We start from the raw sequence: 23,827 nt of genomic DNA, 5'->3' as shown, positions 1-23,827 counted from the left end.
CGTAAAAGTATGAATTTTAAACTTTTGCACAAAATCCCATATATCATTATGTTGTCGTTATACTAAAAACTGAAACAAATCTGGCTTATCATTAAGGTAGTCACCATAAAAATTATGTAATTTCATTTTGGCAATTAACGGCTCTAAGTCTAAAGCTGATTTCAATTCTAGTCCAACAACCGCTGCTCCATTTTCTCGATTAGTTTTTTTAGTGTATTCAAAATGCGTGATATCATCTGTTGGCCCTAAAATATCGACCACAAATTCTCTTAAAGCTCCAGCACGCTGTGGAAATTTAATTATGAAGTAATGTTTTAAATTAGCATATAATAAAGCACGTTCTTTAATTTCGGCAGTTCTTGTGATATCATTATTACTTCCACTTACAACACACACTACATTTTTACCTTTTATTTCTTCTGCGTATTGATCTAAAGCTGAAATACTCAAAGCTCCTGCAGGCTCAACAACAATAGCATCCTTATTATAAAGTTCTAAAATAGTTTCACATACTTTTCCTTCAGGTACTGTAATCATATCATCTAAATTCTGCTTACATATCGCAAAGTTTAAATCGCCTACTCGCTGAACAGCTGCACCATCTACAAATTTTTCAATGTATTTGAGTTCTGTATTTTTATTATTTCTAATAGAAGTTGTCATGGATGGTGCACCTTCTGGCTCAACTCCAATAATTTTTGTTTTTGGTGATAATTGCTTAAAAACAGTTGATAATCCAGAAGACAATCCGCCACCCCCAACAGCCACAAAAACATAGTCTATAGGCTCTGTTGCTTGGTTTAAAATCTCTAAAGCTAAAGTTGCCTGACCTTCAATAACTTTTTCATCATTAAAAGGATGAATGAATGTTTTGTTTAATCGCTGGCATTCTAACATTGCAGCGTGATAAGAATCATCATAAGTATCTCCTTGCAAAACAATTTCTATATACTCTTCACCGAACATTTTCACCTGCTCCACTTTTTGTTTAGGTGTTGGTGAAGGCATATAAATAGTGCCTTTAATTTTCAATAGCTTACACGACAATGCGACACCTTGCGCATGATTTCCTGCACTTGCACAAACAATTCCATTTTCAATTTCAGTTGCAGAAAGTGAAGACATTTTATTATATGCTCCTCTAATTTTATAAGACCGTACTTGTTGCAAGTCTTCTCGTTTAAACAATATTTTGCTATTAAATTTTTTTGAATACTGAAGATTTTCTAATAAAGGTGTAACCGAAGCTACAGCCTTTAATTTTAAGGCTGCATCTTCTACTGCTTTTAATGTTGGAAAGTAAGTTGTTTTGACTTCCATATTTATATTTTAAACCAAAACTGAAGTTTCAGATTTAACGTCTACTTTTATTGTTTTCATTGCTTTCATTGCCCCACGTAACTCTTTTCCAATTTTTTCTATTGGATGATTTCTTATTGCATCGTTTACAGAAATCAACTCAACATTATCAACCGCATTCGACTTTGCAAATGGTTTTCCTATGATGTCTGTTTTAACCGTTTTCATAAAATCTACTAACAAAGGTTTTGCTGCGTGATCAAATAAATAACAACCATATTCTGCTGTATCTGAAATAACTCTGTTCATTTCAAACAATTTCTTTCTAGCAATAGTATTCGCAATTAATGGTAATTCGTGTAATGACTCATAATACGCAGAATCTTCAATAATACCAGTACTAACCATCGTTTCGAAAGCCAACTCTACTCCTGATTTCACAAACGCAACTAACAGCACTCCATTGTCAAAAAATTCTTGTTCTGAAATATAATCTGGTGTTAAAGCGGTTTTTTCGAAAGCTGTTTCTCCTGTTGCTGCTCTCCATTTTAAAAGATTCACATCGTCATTTGCCCAATCTTCCATCATGGTCTGAGAGAAATGACCTGAAATAATATCATCCATATGTTTTTGAAATAACGGACGCATAATATCTTTTAATTCTTCAGATAATTCAAAAGTTTTAATTTTTGCAGGATTTGATAAACGATCCATCATATTCGTAATTCCTCCGTGCTTTAAAGCTTCTGTAATCGTTTCCCAACCAAACTGAATTAATTTAGCCGCATAATTGGCATTTATTCCTTGTTCAACCATTTTATCGAAACATAAAATAGATCCTGTTTGTAAAACTCCACATAAAATGGTTTGCTCTCCCATTAAATCACTTTTCACTTCAGCTACAAAAGAAGATTCTAAAACCCCTGCTCTATGTCCGCCAGTTGCCACAGCATAAGCTTTAGCTTGTGCCCAACCTTTGTTTTCTGGATCATTTTCAGGATGCACTGCTATGAGCGTTGGCACACCAAAACCGCGTTTATATTCTTCTCTCACTTCAGTTCCTGGGCATTTTGGAGCTACCATAATTACAGTAATGTCCTTGCGTATTTGTGTACCTTCTTCAACGATATTAAACCCGTGAGAATAACTTAACGTTGCTCCTTTTTTCATTAAAGGCATTACTGCATTAACCACACTTGTATGTTGTTTGTCTGGTGTTAAATTCAACACTAAATCTGCTGTAGGAATTAACTCGTCGTATGTTCCTACGTTAAAATCGTTGGTTGTTGCATTTTTGTATGAATCGCGTTGCTCATCAATAGCTACTTGACGTAAAGCATAAGAAATATCCAATCCAGAATCCCTCATATTCAAACCTTGATTTAGGCCTTGAGCACCACAGCCTACAATTACTATTTTTTTATCTTCTAATGCTTTTACACCATCTTCAAACTCTGAAGCATCCATAAAGCGGCATTTTCCTAATTGTTCTAATTGTTGTCTTAATGATAATGTGTTAAAATAATTTGCCATTTTACTATTTTTTTATTGTTGAAATGCCTCTAGCATTTTTGAAATTTCCATTGGTTCTTTTGTGACTGAAATGCGTCCTGATCTTGTAAATTGCAAGATTCCAAAAATACTTAATTCTCTATGTAGTAATTCAATTTCACTTTTCCTACCTGATTTTTCAAGCACAAAAAACTCTTTATTTACTGTAACTATTCTTGCGTTACTATCTTTAATAATATTTTGAATTTGTCGTTCGTTGAACAATAAATCTGATTTTACTTTAAACAAACAAGATTCCTGGTAAATAGTCTCATCATCTGTATGATAAAATGCTTTAATAACTTCAACTTGTTTTTCGATTTGACCAATGATTTTTTTCATTTGCTCTTCTGTGATCTTCACAAGAATTGTAAAACGAGAAACACCTTCAATCTCTGAAACTGATGAATTAATACTTTCTATATTTATATGTCTACGTTGAAAAATCGCCGAAATACGATTTAACAATCCGATATTATTTTCGGTGTAAACAGAAACCGTGTATAATTGTTTTTCTTGACTCATATTAACTTAATCTTATATCTGAAACACTTGCTCCTGTTGGTATCATAGGAAATACATTATCTTCTTTTTCTACTGAAACTTCTAAAAAATAAGCTTCTTTAGCATCCATCATTTCTTTTACAGCAGCTGCTAAATCTTCTCTTTTAGTTACTTTTTTAGCTTTTATGTAATACCCTTCTGCAATAGTAATAAAATTTGGATTTTGAATTTCGGTTGAAGCATAGCGCTTATCAAAAAAAAGTTGTTGCCATTGACGAACCATACCTAAAAAATCATTATTTAATACCACAATTTTTACAGGCACTTTAGTTTGAAAAATGGTTCCTAATTCTTGAATGGTCATTTGGTAACCTCCATCTCCAATAATAGCAACAACCTCTCTATGGGGTGCAGCCATTTTTGCTCCAATTGCTGCTGGAAGCGCAAAACCCATTGTTCCTAAACCTCCCGATGTTATATTACTTTTAGTTTCGTTAAATTCTGCGTAACGACACGCTATCATTTGGTGCTGACCAACATCACTCACTATTGCTGCCTTTCCTTTACTTTGATTGTTTATTTCTTTTAAGACTTCACCCATTGTTAAGCCTTCTTTTGTTGGATTTAAATCGCCATTAATTACTTTTTCTACTTCAATTTTGTATAAATCTTTAAATTTCTGATGCCATTCATGATGTGAATTTTCATTTAACAAAGGCAATAATGCTTTTAGTGATGCTTTTGCATCTCCCAAAACAGCTACTTCTGTTTTTACATTCTTATCAATTTCAGCAGGATCAATTTCAAAATGAATGACTTTTGCTTGTTTAGCATAGGTTGCTAAATTTCCTGTTACACGATCGTCAAAACGCATTCCTATTGCTATTAAAACATCACATTCGTTCGTTAAAACATTTGGTGCGTAATTACCGTGCATACCAACCATTCCAACATTTAAACGATGGCTTGTTGGTATTGCAGAAGCTCCTAAAATAGTCCAAGCAGATGGTAATCCCGATTTTTCTATTACTGCTTTAAATTCTGCTTCAGCTTCTCCTAGAATTATACCTTGTCCCCAAACCACTAAGGGTTTTTTGGCTTCATTAATTAATTTTGCTGCAGCTTTTAGAGCAGTTGTGTTAGTTTTTGGTACGGGAATATAACTACGTATTCCTGTACACTTTTCATATTTAAAATCGAATTCATCAAACTGTGCATCTTTTGTAATATCGATTAAAACTGGCCCTGGTCTTCCACTTTTTGCGATATAAAATGCTTTTGCCAAAACTTCTGGAATTTCTGAAGCCTTAGTCACTTGATGATTCCATTTTGTTACTGGAGTTGAAATTCCAATAATATCTGTTTCTTGAAAAGCATCTGTACCTAATAAATGAGACCCTACTTGACCTGTAATACAAACCATAGGTGTAGAATCTATTTGAGCGTCTGCAATTCCTGTTATCAAATTCGTTGCGCCTGGTCCAGAAGTAGCGATTGCTACTCCTACTTTTCCAGAAATACGTGCATAACCTTGAGCTGCGTGTGTAGCTCCTTGTTCGTGACGTGTTAAAACGTGATGAATTTTATCTTGATATTTATATAATTCATCATAAACTGGCATAATTGCTCCGCCAGGATAACCGTAAAGAATGTCAACACCTTCCGCTAATAAACATCTCACTACGGCTTCACTTCCAGAAATGCGCTCCGTTACTTGGGTTTTTATATCTGTTTTTTCTATTGTTTGTGTTTCCTTCATAATAAAAAAAATTAAAATTCATCTGTTACACAACCTTTTGAAGCTGATGAAACTGTTTTTGCATATTTATATAAAACACCTCTTGAGAATTTAAGCTCAGGAGCTGCCCATTGTTTTTTTCTTTCTGCTAATTCTCCTGCTGAAACGTCTAACGTTATACTATTTGTTTCTGCGTCAATGGTTATTATATCTCCATCTTTTACCAAAGCAATTGCTCCACCTTCTTGAGCTTCAGGTGTAATATGACCAACCACAAAACCGTGTGTTCCTCCTGAAAAACGACCATCTGTAATTAAAGCAACATCCTTACCTAATCCTGCGCCCATAATTGCTGCTGTTGGCTTTAACATTTCTGGCATTCCTGGTCCTCCTTTTGGACCTTCGTAACGAATCACAATAACATCTCCTTTTTCTACTTTTCCATCGCGAATTCCATCATTCGCTTCATATTCACCTTCAAAAACTTTTGCTTTTCCTATAAATTTTAACCCTTCTTTTCCTGTTATTTTAGCGACACTTCCTTCTTCAGCTAAATTGCCGTACAACATTCTTAAATGTCCAGAGATTTTAATAGGATTTTCAATCGGTTTAATAACGTCTTGCCTTTCTGTTAGATCAGCAACGTCTAATAAATTTTCTGCTATTGTCTTTCCTGTTACTGTTAAACAATCACCGTGAAGTAATCCTTTTTTAAGAAGATATTTTAATACAGCTGGAATTCCACCAACGGCGTGAACATCTTCCATTAAATACTTTCCACTTGGTTTTAAATCGGCCAAAAATGGTGTCGTATCACTTATCTTTTGAAAATCTTTCAATGTAAAATCAATATCTGCTGCTCTTGCTATCGCCAAAAAGTGCAATACAGCATTTGTAGACCCTCCCAAAATGGTGACTAAACGAATTGCATTTTCCAATGATTTTTTAGTGATAATATCTGAAGGCTTAATATCTTTTTCCAACAACAATTGCATAGCTTCTCCTGCTTTTACTGATTCCTCTTTTTTAGCATCACTTAATGCTGGATTTGAAGAATTGAAAGGTAATGTCATCCCTAAAGCTTCAATCGCAGATGCCATGGTATTTGCAGTATACATACCTCCACATGCACCAGCACCTGGACATGCTTTTTCAACAATACTCTGATATTCTGTTTCGCTCATAGTACCAGCAACTTTGCTCCCCCAAGCTTCAAAAGCAGAAACAACATCCAATTTTTTTCCGTTATGGCAACCAGAATCAATCGTTCCTCCATACACCAAAATACTCGGTCTATTTAAACGAATCATAGCCATTAAAGCCCCTGGCATATTTTTATCGCAACCAACAACTGTTATCAAACCATCATAACTCATGGCTTGTACTACAGTTTCCATAGAATCAGCTATGATATCTCGAGAAGGCAATGAATAACGCATTCCCGGAGTTCCCATAGAAATACCATCACTCACACCAATCGTATTAAAAATAAGGCCAACTACCTCTTTTTTTTGAGTTCCTTCTTTAACCAGTTTAGCTAAATCATTTAAATGCATATTACAAGGATTGCCTTCATAACCTGTACTTGCAATACCTATAATAGGTTTATAAAAATCTTCATTGGTTAATCCTATGGCATGTAGCATTGCTTGTGCTGCTGGCTGTGTTGGGTCTTGTGTTACTGTTTTACTGTATTTATTAAGCTTCATTATACTGATTGTAATTTGCGTTTTCCTACTACTAAATCTTTATACATATGCATTAATTTGTATCCAAAAGATTGCTCCCATGCTAATGGAAAATGATATTCATCCAAAGATTTTAATCCAACAACTTCTGCTGCAGTTCCTGTAAAAAAAGCGCTATCTGCCTGTTTTAAATCACTTAGGGTAAAATGCTTTTCTTCTACTTCAAAACCTTCTTCTTTGCATAATTCTATAATTGTATTTCTTGTGATACCTGCCATTATATGACCGCGTGGTGGGGTTATTAACTTATTACCTTTTTCCATAAACACATTAGCTCCAGAGCATTCCGCTACATTCTCATTCATATCTAAGAGTAACGCTTCATCAAAGCCTTTTTGTTTCGCTTCATTTGTAGATAAAATAGAATTCACATAATGACCTGTTACTTTTGTTTCTACAAAACAAGATTTTGGATTGGGCCTTTGAAAGCTAGAGGTCATAACTCTTAAGAGCTTATCTCCCATATACTTACCCCATTCCCAACATTGAATTGTTAAATTGACCTCAGCAGACGTTCGTAAGCTCATATCAGCACCTGTTGTAATTAGCGGACGGATATAAGCATCTTTTAAGTTGTTTTTTTCTAATAACTTATAAGTAATTTCACACAACTCTTCTGGCGTATACTTAAATTCCATATTCATTACTTGAGCTCCTTTTATAAGTCTTTTAAAATGCTCTAATGGTTTAAATATTTTTACACCTTCATTTGTATTATAAGCTCTAATACCCTCAAACACACCATTACCATAATGTAAAGTCTGTCCGTATAAGTTAATATTTGTTTCTGCTGGATTAAGAAATTTTCCGTTGTGGAAAATGTAGCTATCATTGTTGTAATACATAGTTATTTATTATGAATTCAAAGTTATTTTTTACTACTCTTTTAAACTTTACTATTAGATTAATGTTCCAAGACCAATCAACCATATAAAACAATTAAATTATTGATTTTCAACACATTAAAATACTTATTTTTATGACACCCATTATAAAAAAAAGCCTGTATCATAGTAATGAATACAGGCTTTTTATATAATAAACTATCTGTATCAACTCGGTTGTGAGCTAATAATGACAATAATTAAAATTACTATTATGTTGAGATTGTTATTCAATATTCTTGTTTTTATTTATAAAAAAAAGCTTTCCATTTAAGGAAAGCTTTTTATCTATTATATAAAATATTACATTCCTTATCCTTGTGAACTAATCACAATAATGACAATAGAAATGATATTTAAGATTTGTTTTTTCATTTATTGATGTAAATATCAAAAAAAAAATTGGTAAAAGTGTATTATTTTAAAAAATATTAAACAAAAGTTATGTCTTTTTTTTCTTTAGATGGTAAATATCATTAGATCTATTAAATATTTCTTTATATATTTTACTGCTTATCTACTTTCAAAAAAAACAAACGCTACAATTAATTATTGCTCTCTCCTCTGTTTCTCTTCCCTGAATAAGCCACAACTCCATGTTCTACTAAATCCAATCCTTTCTCTTCTTCCTCCGGAGTTACTCTTACACCTAATGTATTTTTAAGAATTAAGAACACTATGGCAGATAATATAATTGCCCATACAGCATAGGCTAAAGCGCCTATAAACTGTGCTCCTAATTGAGCTCCACCTCCACCATTAAACAATCCAATACCTTTATCCCCATCAATTCCCCAAAGACCAATAACTATAGTACCCCACACACCAGCTACACCATGAACTGAGGATGCTCCAATTGCATCGTCTATTTTTAATTTCTTTTCTATAAATTCAATAGAAAACACTACTAAAATACCGCCTACTAAACCAGCTAAAATTGCTCCGCTATCACTCATATTACCACAACCGGCAGTAATACTAACCAAACCTGCTAATACACCATTTAAGGTTTGTGCTAAGTTTGGTTTTCCGTACCAAATCCAAGTAGTTATTAACGCTCCTAAACCTCCAGCAGCAGCAGCTAAATTTGTAACAAGTACTACATTTGATGCTGCTATTGCATCTGAACCTCCCCAAGCTAGTTGTGAGCCTCCATTGAAACCGAACCAACCAAGCCACAATATAAACACACCTAAAGTTGCATAAATTTGGTTATGTCCTGGAATAGCGATTACTTTTCCATCTATAAACTTGCCCGTTCTTGGACCTACAATAAATGCTGCGACTAAGGCTGCCCATCCACCAACAGAGTGCACAATAGATGATCCTGCAAAATCAATAAATTCAGCAGGCATAATACCTTCAGTATTATTTAACCAACCACTATTCCATTCCCATCCGCCTGCAATTGGATAGATTAACGCTGTCATTACAATTGAAAAAATTGCATATGTAGAATATTTTGTTCTACCAGCAATTGCTCCAGAAACAATTGTTGCGGCAGTAGCTGCAAACATAGTTTGGAAAAATAAATCTGCTCCTTCACCTTGCATTAAACCACTCCAAAAGAATACTCCATTGTCTGAGCTTCCATACATTAAAGAATACCCTACAAACCAATACGTTATTGATCCCACGCAAATATCCAGTAAATTTTTCATAGCGATATTTACTGCATTCTTAGATCTCGTCATACCTGATTCTACAAGGGTAAACCCAGCTTGCATGAAGAACACTAGAATACCTGCTAAAAGCATCCATAACATTCCCATGTCTCCTTTGATACCTTCTATCTGTTTAGCTACATCTTGTACAACTTCTTGCTCTGTAATTGTTAATAATAAGTTAGTTATCATAGTTTATTTATATAGTTAATTATTGTTTTATTTTTAAAATTTGTAAACAGCAGCGACTAAGAACGATGCTAAACTGCTTTGTGGCGTAGCATCATTATCTAGAAAAAAATCATCTGAACTAGAATCTAAACGTAATTCAGGAATGATAGTTAAATCTCCTACTATATAATTTCCAGATAAAGTAGCAACAAAGACACTTGATTCTGAAATCCCGGTACCTATTGGATCGAAATCTACACTTGTATCTTGTTTAAAATATTCTGCTCTTAAACCTAGTATAAAATCTTCATTTATAGAATATTGAGGATATAATGCTAGTCCACCAAAACCAATGTTTAAATCATCATTATTAAAATAAGCGGCATTTATTCCTAAAAAGAAGTTCTTAGTAATATCAAAACCTCCTGTATAATCAATTTCAAAACCACCATTATCATATAAGAAATTTAAGAATTGATCAGAATATCCAATTTGAGCTCCCATAGCGTACTTACCATTTGGATTTAACTCTGTTGCATCTGTCGGATTCATCACTGCTAACATTAAAGACCAGTCATCTGAAAGTGTAAAATCTGCTTTTAATCCAGTATGACTAAAAGGTCCATAAGAAAATAAATAGGATGTACTATAGTTGAAGTTTCCTATTGGTGAAATTACTTCATACCCTAAGAACGTATTAAAATTACCTAGTGTTAACTTCACAGACTCACTTATATTCAAATATGCATATAATTGATTAACAATGTTCCCTGTATCTGAATACATTGGTGAAGCAAAAATTGCATCAGTACCTCTTGGACCAAAAACTAAATCTGCTACGAAACCTGCTTTTTTGCCCTCATAAGATACGATTACATTTGCCATACCTAATGCAAACCCTGGTAAATTTGCAAAGGATGATCCTGGTGCTGTTTCATATGGTGCATTGATATTAGTTTTGTGATAAGCATCAATACTTCCTGATAATGAAAACTTTTTTTCTTGTGCAATAATTGTTAATTGACAAATAGCTATTAATACTATTGCAAGTGATTTTCTTTTTAACATATTTGTAGAGTTTGGTTTTCTACGCATAAAAATGCTTCAAAAAATACTCATATACAAATAGTTACAAATTTAACACACATTTAAAACGATTTTGTAAAAAGTAGGTATTAAAAAAAAGGGCTGTATTTTTTTAATCTTTCAAAATGAAGATTTTAAAAATGTCTAAAAATATAAGTTGTGAAAAATAAAGATGAAATTTTATCAATATGATAAAAATGACTACACTATTAAAAAAAATGTAAAAAACACCTAAAATAAGGTGTTTTTATTGTGTTTTAATCAATTTTAAATTGATAATAATCGTAAAAAACGTCAAATAACTCAAAAACATTGTGAAAAACATAACTGTTTTTAATTAATTATTTTTTGATAAATTTTGTCAAATAATAGTAGACTGTCCCATATGTATATTTTGAAAATTAATATTACTATCATCTTGATTTTGAATATAATCCGCAATAAAATCTCCTACTTTACTTGTTGAAAAAGGTTTATTGGGATTTAGATCTTCGGTGGTAATTCCTAATTCTAATGATTTTTGTACCGCTTTCTCTATTGCTAAAAATTCTTCGTTTAAGCCTAAATGCTCTAGCAACATTGCCGCTGATAAAATAGATGCTAATGGATTCGCTATATTTTTTCCTTTTGCCTGCGGAAAAGAACCGTGAATTGGTTCAAACAAAGCATTCTCTTTCCCTATAGATGCTGATGCTAACAACCCTATAGAACCTCCTATAACACTTGCCTCATCAGAAATAATATCCCCAAAAAGATTTTCAGTTAAAATTACATCAAACTGTTTTGGATTTAGTATTAATTGCATTGCAGCATTATCAACAAATAAAAAATCTAATGTTACATCTGTATATTGGCTCGCTAAAGCAGTTACTGTTTTTCGCCACAATCTTGAAGTTTCTAAAACATTCGCTTTATCTACTAATGTTAATTTTTTTCGTCTGTTTTGTGCAGCTTGAAATGCTAAATGTGCTATTCTTTCAATCTCGTCAACTGTGTAAGAACATCCATCAAAAGCAACTTTACCATCATCACTTAAACTTTTATCACCAAAATAAATTCCACCTGTTAACTCTCTATAAATAGTTATGTCTGTTCCTTCTATTCTTTCTCTTTTTAAAGGAGATTTTTCTATCAATCGGTCATAAGCTTTTACTGGACGAACATTACAAAACAAGCCTAATTCTTTACGCAATCGTAATAAACCTTGTTCTGGACGCACCTTTGCAGTAGGATCATTATCATATTTAGGATCACCAATAGCACCAAATAAAACAGCATCTGATTTTTCACATAATATTATTGTTTCTTCTGGTAAAGGGTTTCCTGTTTGATCAATAGCACAAGCTCCCATTAACCCTTCTTTATATAAAAAAGTATGATCAAAAACATCTGCGATAGCATTTAATGCTTTTTTTGCTTGAGCAGTTACTTCAGGTCCTATACCGTCTCCAGGTATTACTGTTATATTAAATTTCATTGTTTTCTTTTTTATGAAGACATTGCCTGCTCATCAATCTTTATTGACTTACAGGCAATACCTTAAAATAAATATTCTTTTATATATTACTTAATTCAAAAGCTGCTATTTTTTTCTTCTTACTTATTAAAAAATCTATATCATCATAGCCATTTAACAAGCAGAGCTTTTTATAAGGATCTATTTCAAAATCTATATTTCCTATATCTGTTCTTAAAATTTGATTTTCTAAATCAATAATTATTTTTGTTTCAGGATTAGCTGTTACTTTTTCTAATAATTTGGTTAAAAACACTTTAGAAACTTGTATGGGTAATATGCCATTATTTAGTGCATTTCCTTTAAAAATATCGGCAAAAAAACTACTAATAACTACTTTAAACCCATAACCTGACAACGCCCAAGCAGCATGTTCTCTACTAGAACCGCAACCAAAATTATCTCCAGCTATTAAAATACTTCCTTTATAAGCTGAGTTATTTAAGATAAATTTTTCATTAATACTTCCGTCTTTATTGTAACGCCAATCTTTAAACACATTATCTCCAAAACCTTTTTTATCTGTTGCTTTTAAAAAACGAGCGGGTATAATTTGATCTGTATCTATATTTTCTATGGACAAAGGCACAGCTGTATCTATTAATTTAACAAATTTCTCCATTAGTTTAAATGATTTGTAAAGTTGATAATTTTACCTTCTATTGCCGTAGCAGCCGCCATTAAAGGACTTGCTAAAATAGTTCTTGCTCCTTGACCTTGACGACCTTCGAAATTCCTATTAGATGTTGAGACACAGTATTCTCCTTCTGGAATTTTATCATCATTCATGGCTAAACACGCAGAACATCCTGGTTGACGCAACTGAAATCCTGCTTTTTCAAAAATGTCTTGTAATCCTTCTTCTTCTATTTGTTTTGCTACTCTTTGAGATCCTGGTACTAACCAAGCATTCACATTCTTTGCTTTCTGTTTGCCTTCAACATAGGCCGCTGCAACTCTAAAATCTTCAATTCTTGAGTTTGTACAACTACCTATGAAGACAAAGTTTATAGGCTTATTAATTAGAGATTCTCCTTTTTTAAAATTCATATAGGCCAATGACTTCTCAAAAGAAGTATCGTTTTCAGTAGGTATGTTTTCTGATATTTTAATTCCCATCCCTGGATTTGTTCCGTAAGTAAGCATTGGTTCTATATCTTCTGCATCAAAAGAATACTCTTTATCAAAAATTGCATCAGCATCAGTAGATAAAGTTTTCCAATAAGCTACTTTTTTATCAAAAACAGCATCTTTTGGAGCAAATTCTCTTCCTTTTACATACTCAAAAGTTGTTTCATCTGGAGCAATCATTCCTCCTCTTGCTCCCATTTCGATACTCATATTACATACAGTCATACGCCCTTCCATAGACATTTCTTCAAACACATTCCCAGCATATTCACAAAAAAATCCTGTACCAGAATTAGTGCCTAGTTTTGCTATTATGTATAAAATTACATCTTTGGGTAAGACTCCTTTTTTTAATTTACCGTTTACATTTACTCGTAAACTTTTTGGTTTTTCTAGCAACAAACATTGACTCGCAAAAACTTGTGCTACTTGACTAGTACCAATACCAAACGCAATAGTACCAAATGCTCCGTGTGTAGATGTATGGCTATCTCCGCACACCATGGTCATCCCTGGTTGCGTAATTCCTAATTCTGGTGCTATAACGTGTACAATACCATTATTTTCGTTTCCTAAATTATATAAAGTAATCTTATTTTTCTCACAGTTCTTGGTTAGTTGATCTAATTGATTACGAGACAACTCATCTTTAATCGGTAAATGTTGGTTTACTGTTGGTGTATTATGGTCGGCAGTAGCAACTATTTTATCTGGGCGAGCAATTGGAATATTTCGTTCTTCTAATTCTTTAAATGCTTGCGGACTTGTTACTTCATGAATTAGATGTTTATCTATATACAAAACCTGTGGTCCGTCTTTAATTGTATCAACCACATGTGCATCCCATACTTTATCAAATAATGTCTTTCCCATTAGGCTATTGCTATTTTTGAAAACTTACTTACTTGTTTCATAATTACATGGATATCATCATCAATTACTTCTTTTTGTTTATCTGCAAACTGAAGAAATGTATTATATGCTGAATCTAGCTGAACTTTTGTTAATTCATACCCTATTTTTTTTGCTCTAAAAGCTAAAGCTGCTCTTCCACTTCTTGCTGTTAAAACAATAGCACTTTCGGTAACACCAACTTCTTCAGGATTTATAATTTCATAGGTTTCACGATTTTTAATAACACCGTCTTGATGAATTCCTGAACTATGTGCAAAAGCATTCGCTCCAACTATAGCTTTATTGGGCTGTACAAACATTCCCATTTTTTCACGAACCATTAAACTTGTGTCATACAAGAGTTTGGCATTTATATTGGTTTCTAAATTTAAATATGGATGTTGCTTTAAAATCATGACGACTTCTTCTAAGGCTGTATTGCCAGCACGCTCTCCTATACCATTTATAGTACATTCTATTTGACGCGCTCCGTTAATTACTCCAGCAATAGAATTTGCAGTTGCTAAACCTAAATCGTTATGACAATGACATGAAATAATTACATTTTCTATTCCTTTTACATTGTCTTTTAAATATTTTATTTTTGCTCCATACTCCTCTGGCAAACAATACCCTGTAGTATCTGGAATATTTAAAACTGTAGCTCCAGATTTAATTACTTCTTCACATATTTTTGCTAAAAATGAATTATCTGTTCTCCCAGCATCTTCTGCATAAAACTCAACATCATCAACAAAATTTTTTGCATAAGAAACTGACTCTCTAGCTCTTATTATAACATCTTCTCTTGTGCTGTTAAATTTATATTTAATATGAGAGTCACTTGTTCCTATCCCAGTATGAATTCTAGGTTTTACAGCTTGTTTTAACGCTTGAGCAGCAACTTCAATGTCTTTTTTTACAGCTCTTGTTAAACCACAAACAGTTGCATTTTTAACTATTTTCGCTATTTCATTTACAGAAGTAAAATCTCCTGGACTAGATACAGGAAATCCCGCTTCAATAACATCGACGCCCAACATATCTAATCGTTCTGCAATGATTAATTTTTGATTAGTATCTAATTTACATCCAGGGACTTGCTCGCCGTCTCTTAGTGTAGTATCAAAAATTTCTACCTTTTCGTTATTCATATTTATCTAAAAAATTATCTAACATAAAATACAAATGTATATATTGGCTTTATTGAAAGTTTAAATTGATTGTTAATTAATACGATATTTAGACAAATGACTTAAGAGGTAAGACTCTGAAAAACAATATATTAAGATGCGTAGTTTTACAAAGGTTAATAAACAAAATGATCCTTTATTTATTTTAATAAAATCGTTAACAAAATCTGAAAAGCGTCAATTTAACCTGTACGTTGGTAGATTAGGAGGAAATGTAGATGCTAAATTTTTTTCATTATTTAAATTTTTAGAGAAACAAAAAGTATATAGTGAAATAGAGATTATCAAAAATGGAATTGTAAGTAAACAGCAAGTCTCTAACTTAAAAGCCCACTTGTATAAACAAATTTTGACAAGTTTACGTATGAATCCTTCTCATAAGAATATTCGTATGCAAATCCGAGAACAATTAGATTTTGCAACCGTTTTATATCAAAAAGGATTATACAAACAGAGTTTAAAATTATTAGATAAAGCAAAGAATTTAGCCATTGAAAATGAAGAAAAAAATATAAGTTATGAAATTGTAGAACTTGAAAAAATTATTGAAAGTCAATACATTACAAGAAGTATTAGTAGTAGAGCAGACGAGTTAACCATTCAAGCAAAAGAACTAAGCCAACTAAATGTTATAACAAGTAAACTTTCAAACTTATCTCTTCAACTATACGGAATATTATTAAAAACCGGATACGTTCGAAATGATGAAGAACTTAAAAAAATTACAGATTATTTTAATGCTAGACTTCCAGATTTTGATTATAATCTACTCGGTTTTAGAGAACGTCTTTGGTTATTCAAAGCACACCTTTGGCGGTGTCTTTTAACACAAGATTTTTTACACGGATATAAATACGCTCATAAATGGGTAGAATTATTTGAAGAATATCCCAAAATGATACAATTGAATCCTGTTTTTTATTTAAAAGGAAAAAATTATTTATTAGAATCTTTATTTTTTATCCGACATAAAGAAGAGTTTACCTCTCAATTAGATCTTTTTAGTCAGGAAATAGAAAATAATATTATTCCGATAAACAATAATACCGAAATTCTTATTTTTCAATACTACTATGCAAACAAACTTCACAAACATTTTTTAGAAGGTACTTTTGATGAAGGAGAATATTTGGTAAATGAAATAAACGAGAAAATAGCTGTTTATAAAAATTTCTTAGACAAGCATCATATTGTTATTCTGTATTATAAAATTGCCTGTTTGTATTTTGGAATGGGAAAAAATCGCGAGTGTATTAAATACCTATCAAAAATTATAAACGCAAAAAAACTTTATGTTGGTCAGGATTTACAGTGTTTTGCACGAATTTTAAATCTTATTGCTCATTATGAATGCGGATTAGATTATCATTTAGAAAGACAATTTAAAGAAACCTATAAGTTTCTAATTAAAATGGAAAACTTACAAGAAGTTCAAAAGTTGTTTATTTCCTCTATGAGAAAACTTCAAGATCTTTATCCTCATCAATATAAAACTGAATTTAAGAGCATTCATTCTCAACTAAAAAAATATGAAAATCACCCTTACGAAAAAAGAGCTTTCTTATACTTAGATCTTCTCTCTTGGCTAGAGAGTAAAATTGAAAACAAAACTATTCTTGAGATTGTTAAGTCTAAGGCCTAATTAACAAAAGTGTCAGTTTGTCACCTCTTCCTCTTTGGTATTTTTTTTGACTATTTCTATACCAGAAAATAATTATAAAAAATAAATCCATATAAAAATGAGTAAAGGAAACATTAATGTATCGGTAGAAAACATTTTTCCGTTAATTAAAAAATTCTTGTATTCGGATCACGAAATCTTTTTACGTGAGTTAATTTCTAACGGAACCGACGCTACAACAAAACTAAAACATTTAATTTCTATTGGTGAAGCAAAAACCGAATTAGGGGATGCTAAAATTGAAATTAGTATAGATAAAGACGCTAAAACCTTAACGATTAAAGATCAAGGGTTAGGAATGACGGCTGATGAAGTTGAAAAATACATTAACCAAATTGCTTTTTCTGGTGCTGAAGAATTTTTAGAAAAATATAAAGACGATAAAAATGATACAGGTGTTATTGGACACTTCGGATTAGGTTTTTATTCTGCATTTATGGTAGCAGGTCAAGTAGAAATTATCACCAAATCGTTTAAAGATGAGCCTGCTGCACATTGGACCTGTGATGGTTCTCCTGAATATACTTTAGTAGAACATGACAAAACCGACAGAGGAACAGAGATTATCTTACACATTGCAGATGATTCTTTAGAATTTTTAGAAGAAAGTAAAATTGCTGGTTTATTAAACAAATACAATCGTTTTAACCAAGTTCCTATTAAATTCGGAACCAAAACAGAAACACTTCCATTACCAGAAGGCGCTGCCGAAGATGCAAAACCAGAAACTATTGAAGTGGATAACATCATCAACAATACAGATCCTGCTTGGACAAAAGCTCCGGCAGATTTAAATGATGAGGACTACACAAATTTCTACAGAGAATTGTACCCAATGCAATTTGAAGAGTCTTTATTCCACATTCATTTAAATGTAGACTATCCGTTTAACTTAACTGGTATTTTATTCTTCCCTAAATTGAGTCAGAATTTAGACATGCAAAAGGATAAAATCCAATTATATCAAAACCAAGTGTTTGTAACTGATAATGTTGAAGGTATTGTACCTGACTTTTTACAAATGCTAAAAGGTGTTATTGATTCTCCGGATATTCCATTAAACGTATCTCGTTCGTATTTACAAGCTGATGGTGCGGTAAAGAAAATATCAGGATATATCACTAAAAAAGTAGCTGATAAGCTAACTTCTTTATTCAAAAATAATCGTGAAGATTTTGAGCAAAAATGGAACGATATTAAAGTGATTATCGAATACGGAATGTTATCTGAAGATAAATTCTTTGATAAAGCAAAGAAATTTGCCTTATACCCTACTGTAAATGATACTTTCTTTACGTTTGACGAATTAGTTGAAAAAACGAAAGATGCACAAACGGATAAAGACGGAAACCACATCATTTTATATGCAGCTAACAAAAATGCACAACACAGCTATATCCAAGAAGCAAAAACAAAAGGATACGAAGTATTGTTATTAGACTCTCCTATTGTATCGCATTTAATGCAAAAATTAGAAACTACCGGAGATACTAAAGTCCAATTTGTACGTGTAGACTCAGATCATGTTGATAATTTAATTAAAAAAGATGATACGGTAATTTCTAAACTTTCTGAGGAAGAAAAAGAGAAATTAAAGCCTATTATTGAAGGTGCTGTACCAACACAAACCTACACAGTTCAATTAGAAGCGATGGATTCTAATGCGTCTCCGTTCTTAATTACCGTACCAGAATTTATGCGTCGTATGAAAGAAATGCAAGCTTCTGGTGGTGGCGGAATGATGGGAATGGGTAATTTACCAGAAATGTACAATTTGGTCGTAAATACCAACAGCGAACTAATTTCTGATATTTTAACTGCTGATGAAGACAAACAAAAACAATTGATCTCTCAAGCATTCGATTTAGCGAAGTTATCTCAAAACTTATTACACGGTGAAGAATTAACCAACTTTATTAAGCGTAGCTACGAGTTAATCAAGTAATAAAACGTCATTACGAGCAAAGCGAAGAAATCTCTTTATCAATAACAAATTACTTCGTCATGCTTCCTCGCAGTGACAAACCAAAATATTATTAAAACCTCTTTGTTAATTACAAAGAGGTTTTTTTAGTTTGACTTTCTAATAAAAAAAGGCTAGCTTCGTTTAACGTTGAATATAAATCATTAAAACGAATTCATATTCTTAACACTGTTGTAAAACATTTTGAAAAAAACTATCGCCATATTATTATTAAGTTGTCTACTGTTCAACTGCGGACAGAATAAAGTCACAGAGAAAAAAAATGCGACTGAAAAGCCAACTCAAAATTTTATGACTTTTCGATTAGTTGATAATAAGTTGATAGAATATGACATTGACACACTTAAGAACTTCAACGAAATAACAGAGATTTTAGACAAAATAGATTGTTCAAAAGAATACGCTCTTTTTAAACTGGAAACGGACAAAAAAATCTATAAAATTCAACCTTTACAATTCTGCTACGATATTTTCGATTACAAATTGAGAGAAGTACTTTATATAAATACAGATAGCATAACAGTCAATCACGAAATGAAATTACCAATTGACAGTTTAAAAGTAACTCTGAAAAATCACTTGCTTAATCCAAATGATAATAAAAATTTTCCATCAAAAGGCGAAAAAAAACTGATTAGTATTAATGTGGATGGAACAAAAGACATTGCTGAAACCAAAAAGTTGTTATTAAAAATAATTGAGGGAATTAATGAACTTGACAACAAACCTAATTTTGGTTTTATGTTTGAGAATAGAGGAATCATTCCTAAACCTATTTATGAATAAAAAACGTTTTACAACAACGTGTATAATTCATTGCTTCTGAAATTCCTATCGGAATTTCCTCGCAATTTTACTATCTTGGTTTCTTAATCTGAAAATCCTCGCGGATTTTCACCGCAACAAACCATACACAAACACGTTAAACGAACCTGAAAGCGTTGTTCTAATCGTGAAAAATAATTCTATTATCCACAACAAAGTAATCTCTTCATCAACAGGATTCTTTTATCATTCTTCCTCGAAATAATACAAGTATATATTAATCTCTTTATTGTTAATAGAGAGGTTTTCATTGTATAAAATCAGGGAAAACACTTATTCTAAAACCTTATGTTTTTTTTAGCTTTGAGAATAATTTTTCATTTAAACATTAAAACCCCTATATAAACTTATTAAAAACATCATAATATAGAAATAAACCTACTAACATCTTAAAACCAAACTCTATGAAATTAAAACTACTATTAAGCTGTTTTATTTTTGCTTCCTGTTTTATTACCAAAACTAGTGCGCAAAGAATAATTAGTTCTCAACTTAAAGGTTATAACGGTATAAATAGTATCATTTATCCTAATGGCTATTATCAAGGGCATATTTATAATGGAGTTGCAGACGGAATTGGAACTTATTATTTTAAAGATGGAACCATATATTATGGTAGTTTTTATAATGGTTGGAGAAATGGCCCAGGTATTATAATTATTCCCCATCGAGGATTTATTTCTAGTTGCTGGGATATGGGGCATTTAACAGAACAACAATGTAAAAAAACACAAGCCAATTTACCATCTTTTAATACTACAATTAGTGATGTTAAAGAAGTGGTTTTTGACATTTATAATCATTTTCCACAAACCGCCAGTTTTGAAGCAACAAACCCTGACAATTATGAAATAGTTCAAATTAGTTCTAATACTCAATTAGGAAGGGAACTGCTAGGAGAATATTTAAATAATTAAAAAATAGCAGTTTTTGTAGAAGTAATATTATATATAAAAATTGTAAAACAACCTCAATTAACAACTTATAAAACTTTATTGGTGTTATATTTTAATATCTTTGGTAGACATTTTAATCAAATCTCCAATGAAAAAAGTATTTATAAGTGCTATAGCATTTTCTATGTTTACTATTTCTTGTAAACAACCCCAAAAAGAAGCTACCAGTATGGTAACACCTAACGCAGCTTTTAACGAGTTATTACACAGCTATAACGAAGGTAAGTTAGAACTTAATCCTATTAACGCAACATATGCGGGTGACAATCGTTTTAACGATCAATTCCCCAATACTTTGTCTGACGAGTACGTGTTAAAAACCAAAGATTTTTATACAAATTACAAAGCTCAATTAGATGAATTTGCTGACGACAGCTTAACAGAAAGTCAGCAAATGAGTAAAGCTGTTTTAGCTTGGGATTGTGACATGGCATTATCTCAAAACAGTTTTAAAAATGATTTATTACTGCCTATCAACCAAATGTGGACGATTAATTTAACTATGGGGCAATTGGCTAGTGGCAGTAGTGCGCAACCTTTTAAAACCGTAAAAGATTACGAAAACTGGTTAACACGTTTAGATAAGTTTAATGTTTGGTTGCAATCTGCAAAAGTGCGCATGCAACAAGGAATTAAGGAAGGTTATGTACTGCCAAAATCGTTAATTAATAAAGTAATTCCGCAGTTTGAAGGATTAGCTACTACAAAAGTAAGCGATCATTTATTCTACTCTCCCATCAAAAATTTTCCAGAAAGCTTTTCATCCGAAGAAAAAAAGAAATTAACATCAGATTATACAAAGATGGTTGATGATAAGTTAATTCCATCCTTCAACGCAATGCATGAATTTTTAAAGTCTGATTATTTAGCTGCTGGATTAGAAGAAAGTGGAATTTCTGCCATTCCTCAAGGAAAGGAGTACTACCAACACGCTATTAAAAATTATACAACTACCAATATGACAGCGGATGAAATCCATGAGTTAGGGTTGAAAGAAGTGACTCGTATTTTATCTGAAATGGAAAAAGTGAAAGAGCAAGTTGGTTTTGAAGGAAACTTAAAAGAGTTCTTTGATTTTGTGCGTAACAACAAAGAATTAATGCCTTATACAACCCCGAAACAAATCATTGACAACTTTAATGCGATTCATGAAAAAATGAAGCCACAATTGGAAAAATTGTTTGGTAATAAGCCAAAAACTCCTTTTGTAGTAAAACAAACTGAAAAATTTAGAGAAGCTTCGGCAAGTGCTGAATACAATCCCGGTTCTTTAGACGGTACTCGTCCAGGAGTATTTTACACTCCAATTCCTGACGCTACAAAATACAACGTGTTTTCTGACGAAGCGTTGTTTTTACATGAAGCAATTCCTGGACATCACTATCAAATTTCATTAACACAAGAAAATCAAGATTTGCCAGATTTTAGAAAAACATTATGGTACAGTGCATATGGTGAAGGTTGGGCTTTATATACAGAAAATTTAGGAAAAGAATTAGGTTTATACACAGATCCTTATCAATACTTTGGTATGTTAGGAATGGAAATGCACAGAGCTATTCGTTTAGTAGTTGATACAGGTTTACATGCAAAAGGATGGACACGTGAGCAAGCGATTCAATATTCATTAGATAACGAAGCGGAAGGTGAAGCAAGTATTATTTCTGAAATTGAACGTTATATGGCAAATCCTGGACAAGCATTGTCATATAAAATCGGACAGTTAAAAATACGTGAATTACGTGCAAAAGCAAAAACGGAATTAGGAGATAAATTCGACATTCGTGAATTCCACAATCAAGTGTTAGAAACGGGATGCATTCCGTTAGCATTATTAGAAAATAAGATCGATAAGTGGATTGTTTCTAAAAAATAATTGATATAGTTCTTGACTTCCTCGAACTAACAAAAAAAATCCAGTGTTAACTATAACGCTGGCTTTTTTTTTATGACACTCTTTTAGTTAAGTATTCTTTCATAAAATACCCTTGCACCAAAAATAATATTATAAAGATTAAAAATGCATATACGGTTGTAGAAGAAAACGTAATGTTATCTAATAAATGCCTCATTTGATAATCAGGTAAATCAGGTAATGTAATACTGCCAAAATCAAAGCTTGGAATCTTAATTTCCGATGATTTCCCCTTAAACAATATATAAATTGAAGCAATGATAAATCCTCCTAAAACAAACCAAATACTATTAGATAGCTTAGATTTATTTTGAAATACGACTCTCTTTTCATCCGCCAGAATTGTATTCATTATGTTAGCGGTAAAATCTACCGAAGGTCTTTCTGTAGGAATTTCTTTCAAATACTTTTTTGCAAAAGCATCTAACTCTTCAATATGTTTATTTTCTCCCATAATGATTAATTATTTCTGGTTCTACATTTTTTTGTACAATCGTTAGTAAGTGTTTTCTGGCTCTGTGCAACTTTACTTTTACATTTGCCTCCGATAACGACGTTACTTCTATAATTTCTTTTAAACTTAGCTCTTTAAAATAAAACAACCATAAAACAGAACGCTCGTCTTCAGGTAACTTTAACAAACATTGGTTCATAATTTCAGCTCGCTCTTTACGTTCAATTCCGTCTAAAACAGTTTCAGTTTCCTCAATTTGATTAGTAGTAATTTCGTTAATATCTGTAATATTATACTTCGCTGAATTCTTTTTAATTGTGTCTAAGCAGCTTCTATATGCAATCTTATACAACCAAGTAGAAAATTTCGATTTACCTTCAAATTTAGACAAATTTTTAAATGCTTTTATAAAAGTATCTTGTGAAACTTCTTCTGCTTCTTCCCTATTCACTAACATTTTATATGCCAAAGAATACACCATCACTTTATACTTTTCAACTAAAAAAGCATAAGCATTCGAGTCTCCTTTTAAGACTTTATCAATATAGGTTTGGTCGTTTTTAATAGTCATTTTATTCTTTGACATAATTACTGGAAAAAAGGTTACAATTATTTATAAAAACTTTTTTTTAT

The 23,827-nt window shown here is 31.9% G+C and carries 19 protein-coding genes; 5 read left to right on the top strand and 14 right to left on the bottom strand.

The annotated features are described in order from the left end of the window. Window positions 1–57 precede the first annotated feature (57 nt). The 12 genes from ilvA to C7447_RS13125 form a co-directional block, all read right to left on the bottom strand. Window positions 58–1,320 carry a threonine ammonia-lyase IlvA gene (gene ilvA / locus C7447_RS13180; RefSeq protein ID WP_148870984.1) on the bottom strand — a complete coding sequence of 421 codons (1,263 nt, stop codon included), beginning with the start codon at window positions 1,318–1,320 and terminating at the stop codon, window positions 58–60. A 9-nt stretch (window positions 1,321–1,329) separates the two neighbouring features. Then, window positions 1,330–2,832, bottom strand: coding sequence for a ketol-acid reductoisomerase (ilvC, locus tag C7447_RS13175; RefSeq protein WP_148870983.1), 1,503 nt, complete (start codon window positions 2,830–2,832; stop codon window positions 1,330–1,332). Window positions 2,833–2,844: 12 nt separating this feature from the next. Then, entirely contained in the window at window positions 2,845–3,375 is a 531-nt protein-coding gene (ilvN, locus tag C7447_RS13170; protein WP_148870982.1) for an acetolactate synthase small subunit, read from the bottom strand. A gap of 1 nt (window position 3,376) precedes the next feature. After that, entirely contained in the window at window positions 3,377–5,113 is a 1,737-nt protein-coding gene (gene ilvB / locus C7447_RS13165; protein WP_148870981.1) for a biosynthetic-type acetolactate synthase large subunit, read from the bottom strand. 11 nt (window positions 5,114–5,124) lie between these two features. Next, a complete protein-coding gene (ilvD, locus tag C7447_RS13160; RefSeq protein ID WP_148870980.1) occupies window positions 5,125–6,801 on the bottom strand; it encodes a dihydroxy-acid dehydratase in 1,677 nt (558 codons plus the stop codon). After that, window positions 6,801–7,685 carry a branched-chain amino acid transaminase gene (locus tag C7447_RS13155; protein ID WP_148870979.1) on the bottom strand — a complete coding sequence of 295 codons (885 nt, stop codon included), beginning with the start codon at window positions 7,683–7,685 and terminating at the stop codon, window positions 6,801–6,803. Before C7447_RS13155 ends, ilvD begins: the two co-directional genes overlap by 1 nt. A gap of 584 nt (window positions 7,686–8,269) precedes the next feature. Beyond that, entirely contained in the window at window positions 8,270–9,580 is a 1,311-nt protein-coding gene (locus C7447_RS13150) for an ammonium transporter (protein ID WP_148870978.1), read from the bottom strand. A gap of 33 nt (window positions 9,581–9,613) precedes the next feature. Beyond that, entirely contained in the window at window positions 9,614–10,627 is a 1,014-nt protein-coding gene (locus C7447_RS13145) for a porin (protein WP_246143078.1), read from the bottom strand. Between the two features lie 379 nt (window positions 10,628–11,006). Next, window positions 11,007–12,122, bottom strand: a complete 1,116-nt coding sequence (gene leuB, locus C7447_RS13140; protein WP_148870976.1) for a 3-isopropylmalate dehydrogenase — start codon at window positions 12,120–12,122, stop codon at window positions 11,007–11,009. A 79-nt stretch (window positions 12,123–12,201) separates the two neighbouring features. Continuing rightward, window positions 12,202–12,783, bottom strand: coding sequence for a 3-isopropylmalate dehydratase small subunit (leuD, locus tag C7447_RS13135; RefSeq protein ID WP_148870975.1), 582 nt, complete (start codon window positions 12,781–12,783; stop codon window positions 12,202–12,204). After that, window positions 12,783–14,165, bottom strand: a complete 1,383-nt coding sequence (gene leuC, locus C7447_RS13130) for a 3-isopropylmalate dehydratase large subunit (RefSeq protein ID WP_148870974.1) — start codon at window positions 14,163–14,165, stop codon at window positions 12,783–12,785. Before leuC ends, leuD begins: the two co-directional genes overlap by 1 nt. After that, window positions 14,165–15,340, bottom strand: coding sequence for a 2-isopropylmalate synthase (locus tag C7447_RS13125; protein ID WP_148870973.1), 1,176 nt, complete (start codon window positions 15,338–15,340; stop codon window positions 14,165–14,167). The genes leuC and C7447_RS13125 overlap by 1 nt, the downstream gene beginning before the upstream one ends. 136 nt (window positions 15,341–15,476) lie before the next feature. On the opposite strand from C7447_RS13125, the gene C7447_RS13120 reads away from it, so the two are divergent. The 5 genes from C7447_RS13120 to C7447_RS13100 all read left to right on the top strand — a co-directional run bounded on the left by C7447_RS13120 (window position 15,477) and on the right by C7447_RS13100 (window position 22,701). After that, window positions 15,477–17,021 (top strand): hypothetical protein, encoded by a 1,545-nt coding sequence (locus C7447_RS13120; RefSeq protein WP_148870972.1) that lies wholly within the window; start codon window positions 15,477–15,479, stop codon window positions 17,019–17,021. Between the two features lie 97 nt (window positions 17,022–17,118). Beyond that, entirely contained in the window at window positions 17,119–19,005 is a 1,887-nt protein-coding gene (gene htpG, locus C7447_RS13115; RefSeq protein WP_148870971.1) for a molecular chaperone HtpG, read from the top strand. A gap of 330 nt (window positions 19,006–19,335) precedes the next feature. Further along, entirely contained in the window at window positions 19,336–19,830 is a 495-nt protein-coding gene (locus tag C7447_RS13110) for a hypothetical protein (protein WP_246143077.1), read from the top strand. A gap of 443 nt (window positions 19,831–20,273) precedes the next feature. After that, complete coding sequence (locus C7447_RS13105) at window positions 20,274–20,786, top strand: MORN repeat-containing protein (protein WP_148870969.1); 513 nt, start codon at window positions 20,274–20,276, stop codon at window positions 20,784–20,786. A 127-nt stretch (window positions 20,787–20,913) separates the two neighbouring features. Beyond that, on the top strand, window positions 20,914–22,701 hold the full coding sequence (locus tag C7447_RS13100; RefSeq protein ID WP_148870968.1) for a DUF885 domain-containing protein: 1,788 nt from the start codon (window positions 20,914–20,916) through the stop codon (window positions 22,699–22,701). A 70-nt stretch (window positions 22,702–22,771) separates the two neighbouring features. Here C7447_RS13100 and C7447_RS13095 read toward each other — a convergent pair whose 3' ends face one another. Together C7447_RS13095 and C7447_RS13090 are read right to left on the bottom strand one after the other, a co-directional pair. After that, a complete protein-coding gene (locus C7447_RS13095; RefSeq protein WP_148870967.1) occupies window positions 22,772–23,194 on the bottom strand; it encodes a hypothetical protein in 423 nt (140 codons plus the stop codon). Next, on the bottom strand, window positions 23,181–23,780 hold the full coding sequence (locus C7447_RS13090; protein ID WP_246143076.1) for an RNA polymerase sigma factor: 600 nt from the start codon (window positions 23,778–23,780) through the stop codon (window positions 23,181–23,183). Before C7447_RS13090 ends, C7447_RS13095 begins: the two co-directional genes overlap by 14 nt. Window positions 23,781–23,827: the final 47 nt, after the last annotated feature.

Origin of the sequence: Tenacibaculum adriaticum (assembly GCF_008124875.1) — a bacterium.
In the GTDB taxonomy this organism is placed as follows: domain Bacteria; phylum Bacteroidota; class Bacteroidia; order Flavobacteriales; family Flavobacteriaceae; genus Polaribacter; species Polaribacter adriaticus.
This window is presented reverse-complemented; position numbering and strand designations above follow the sequence as displayed.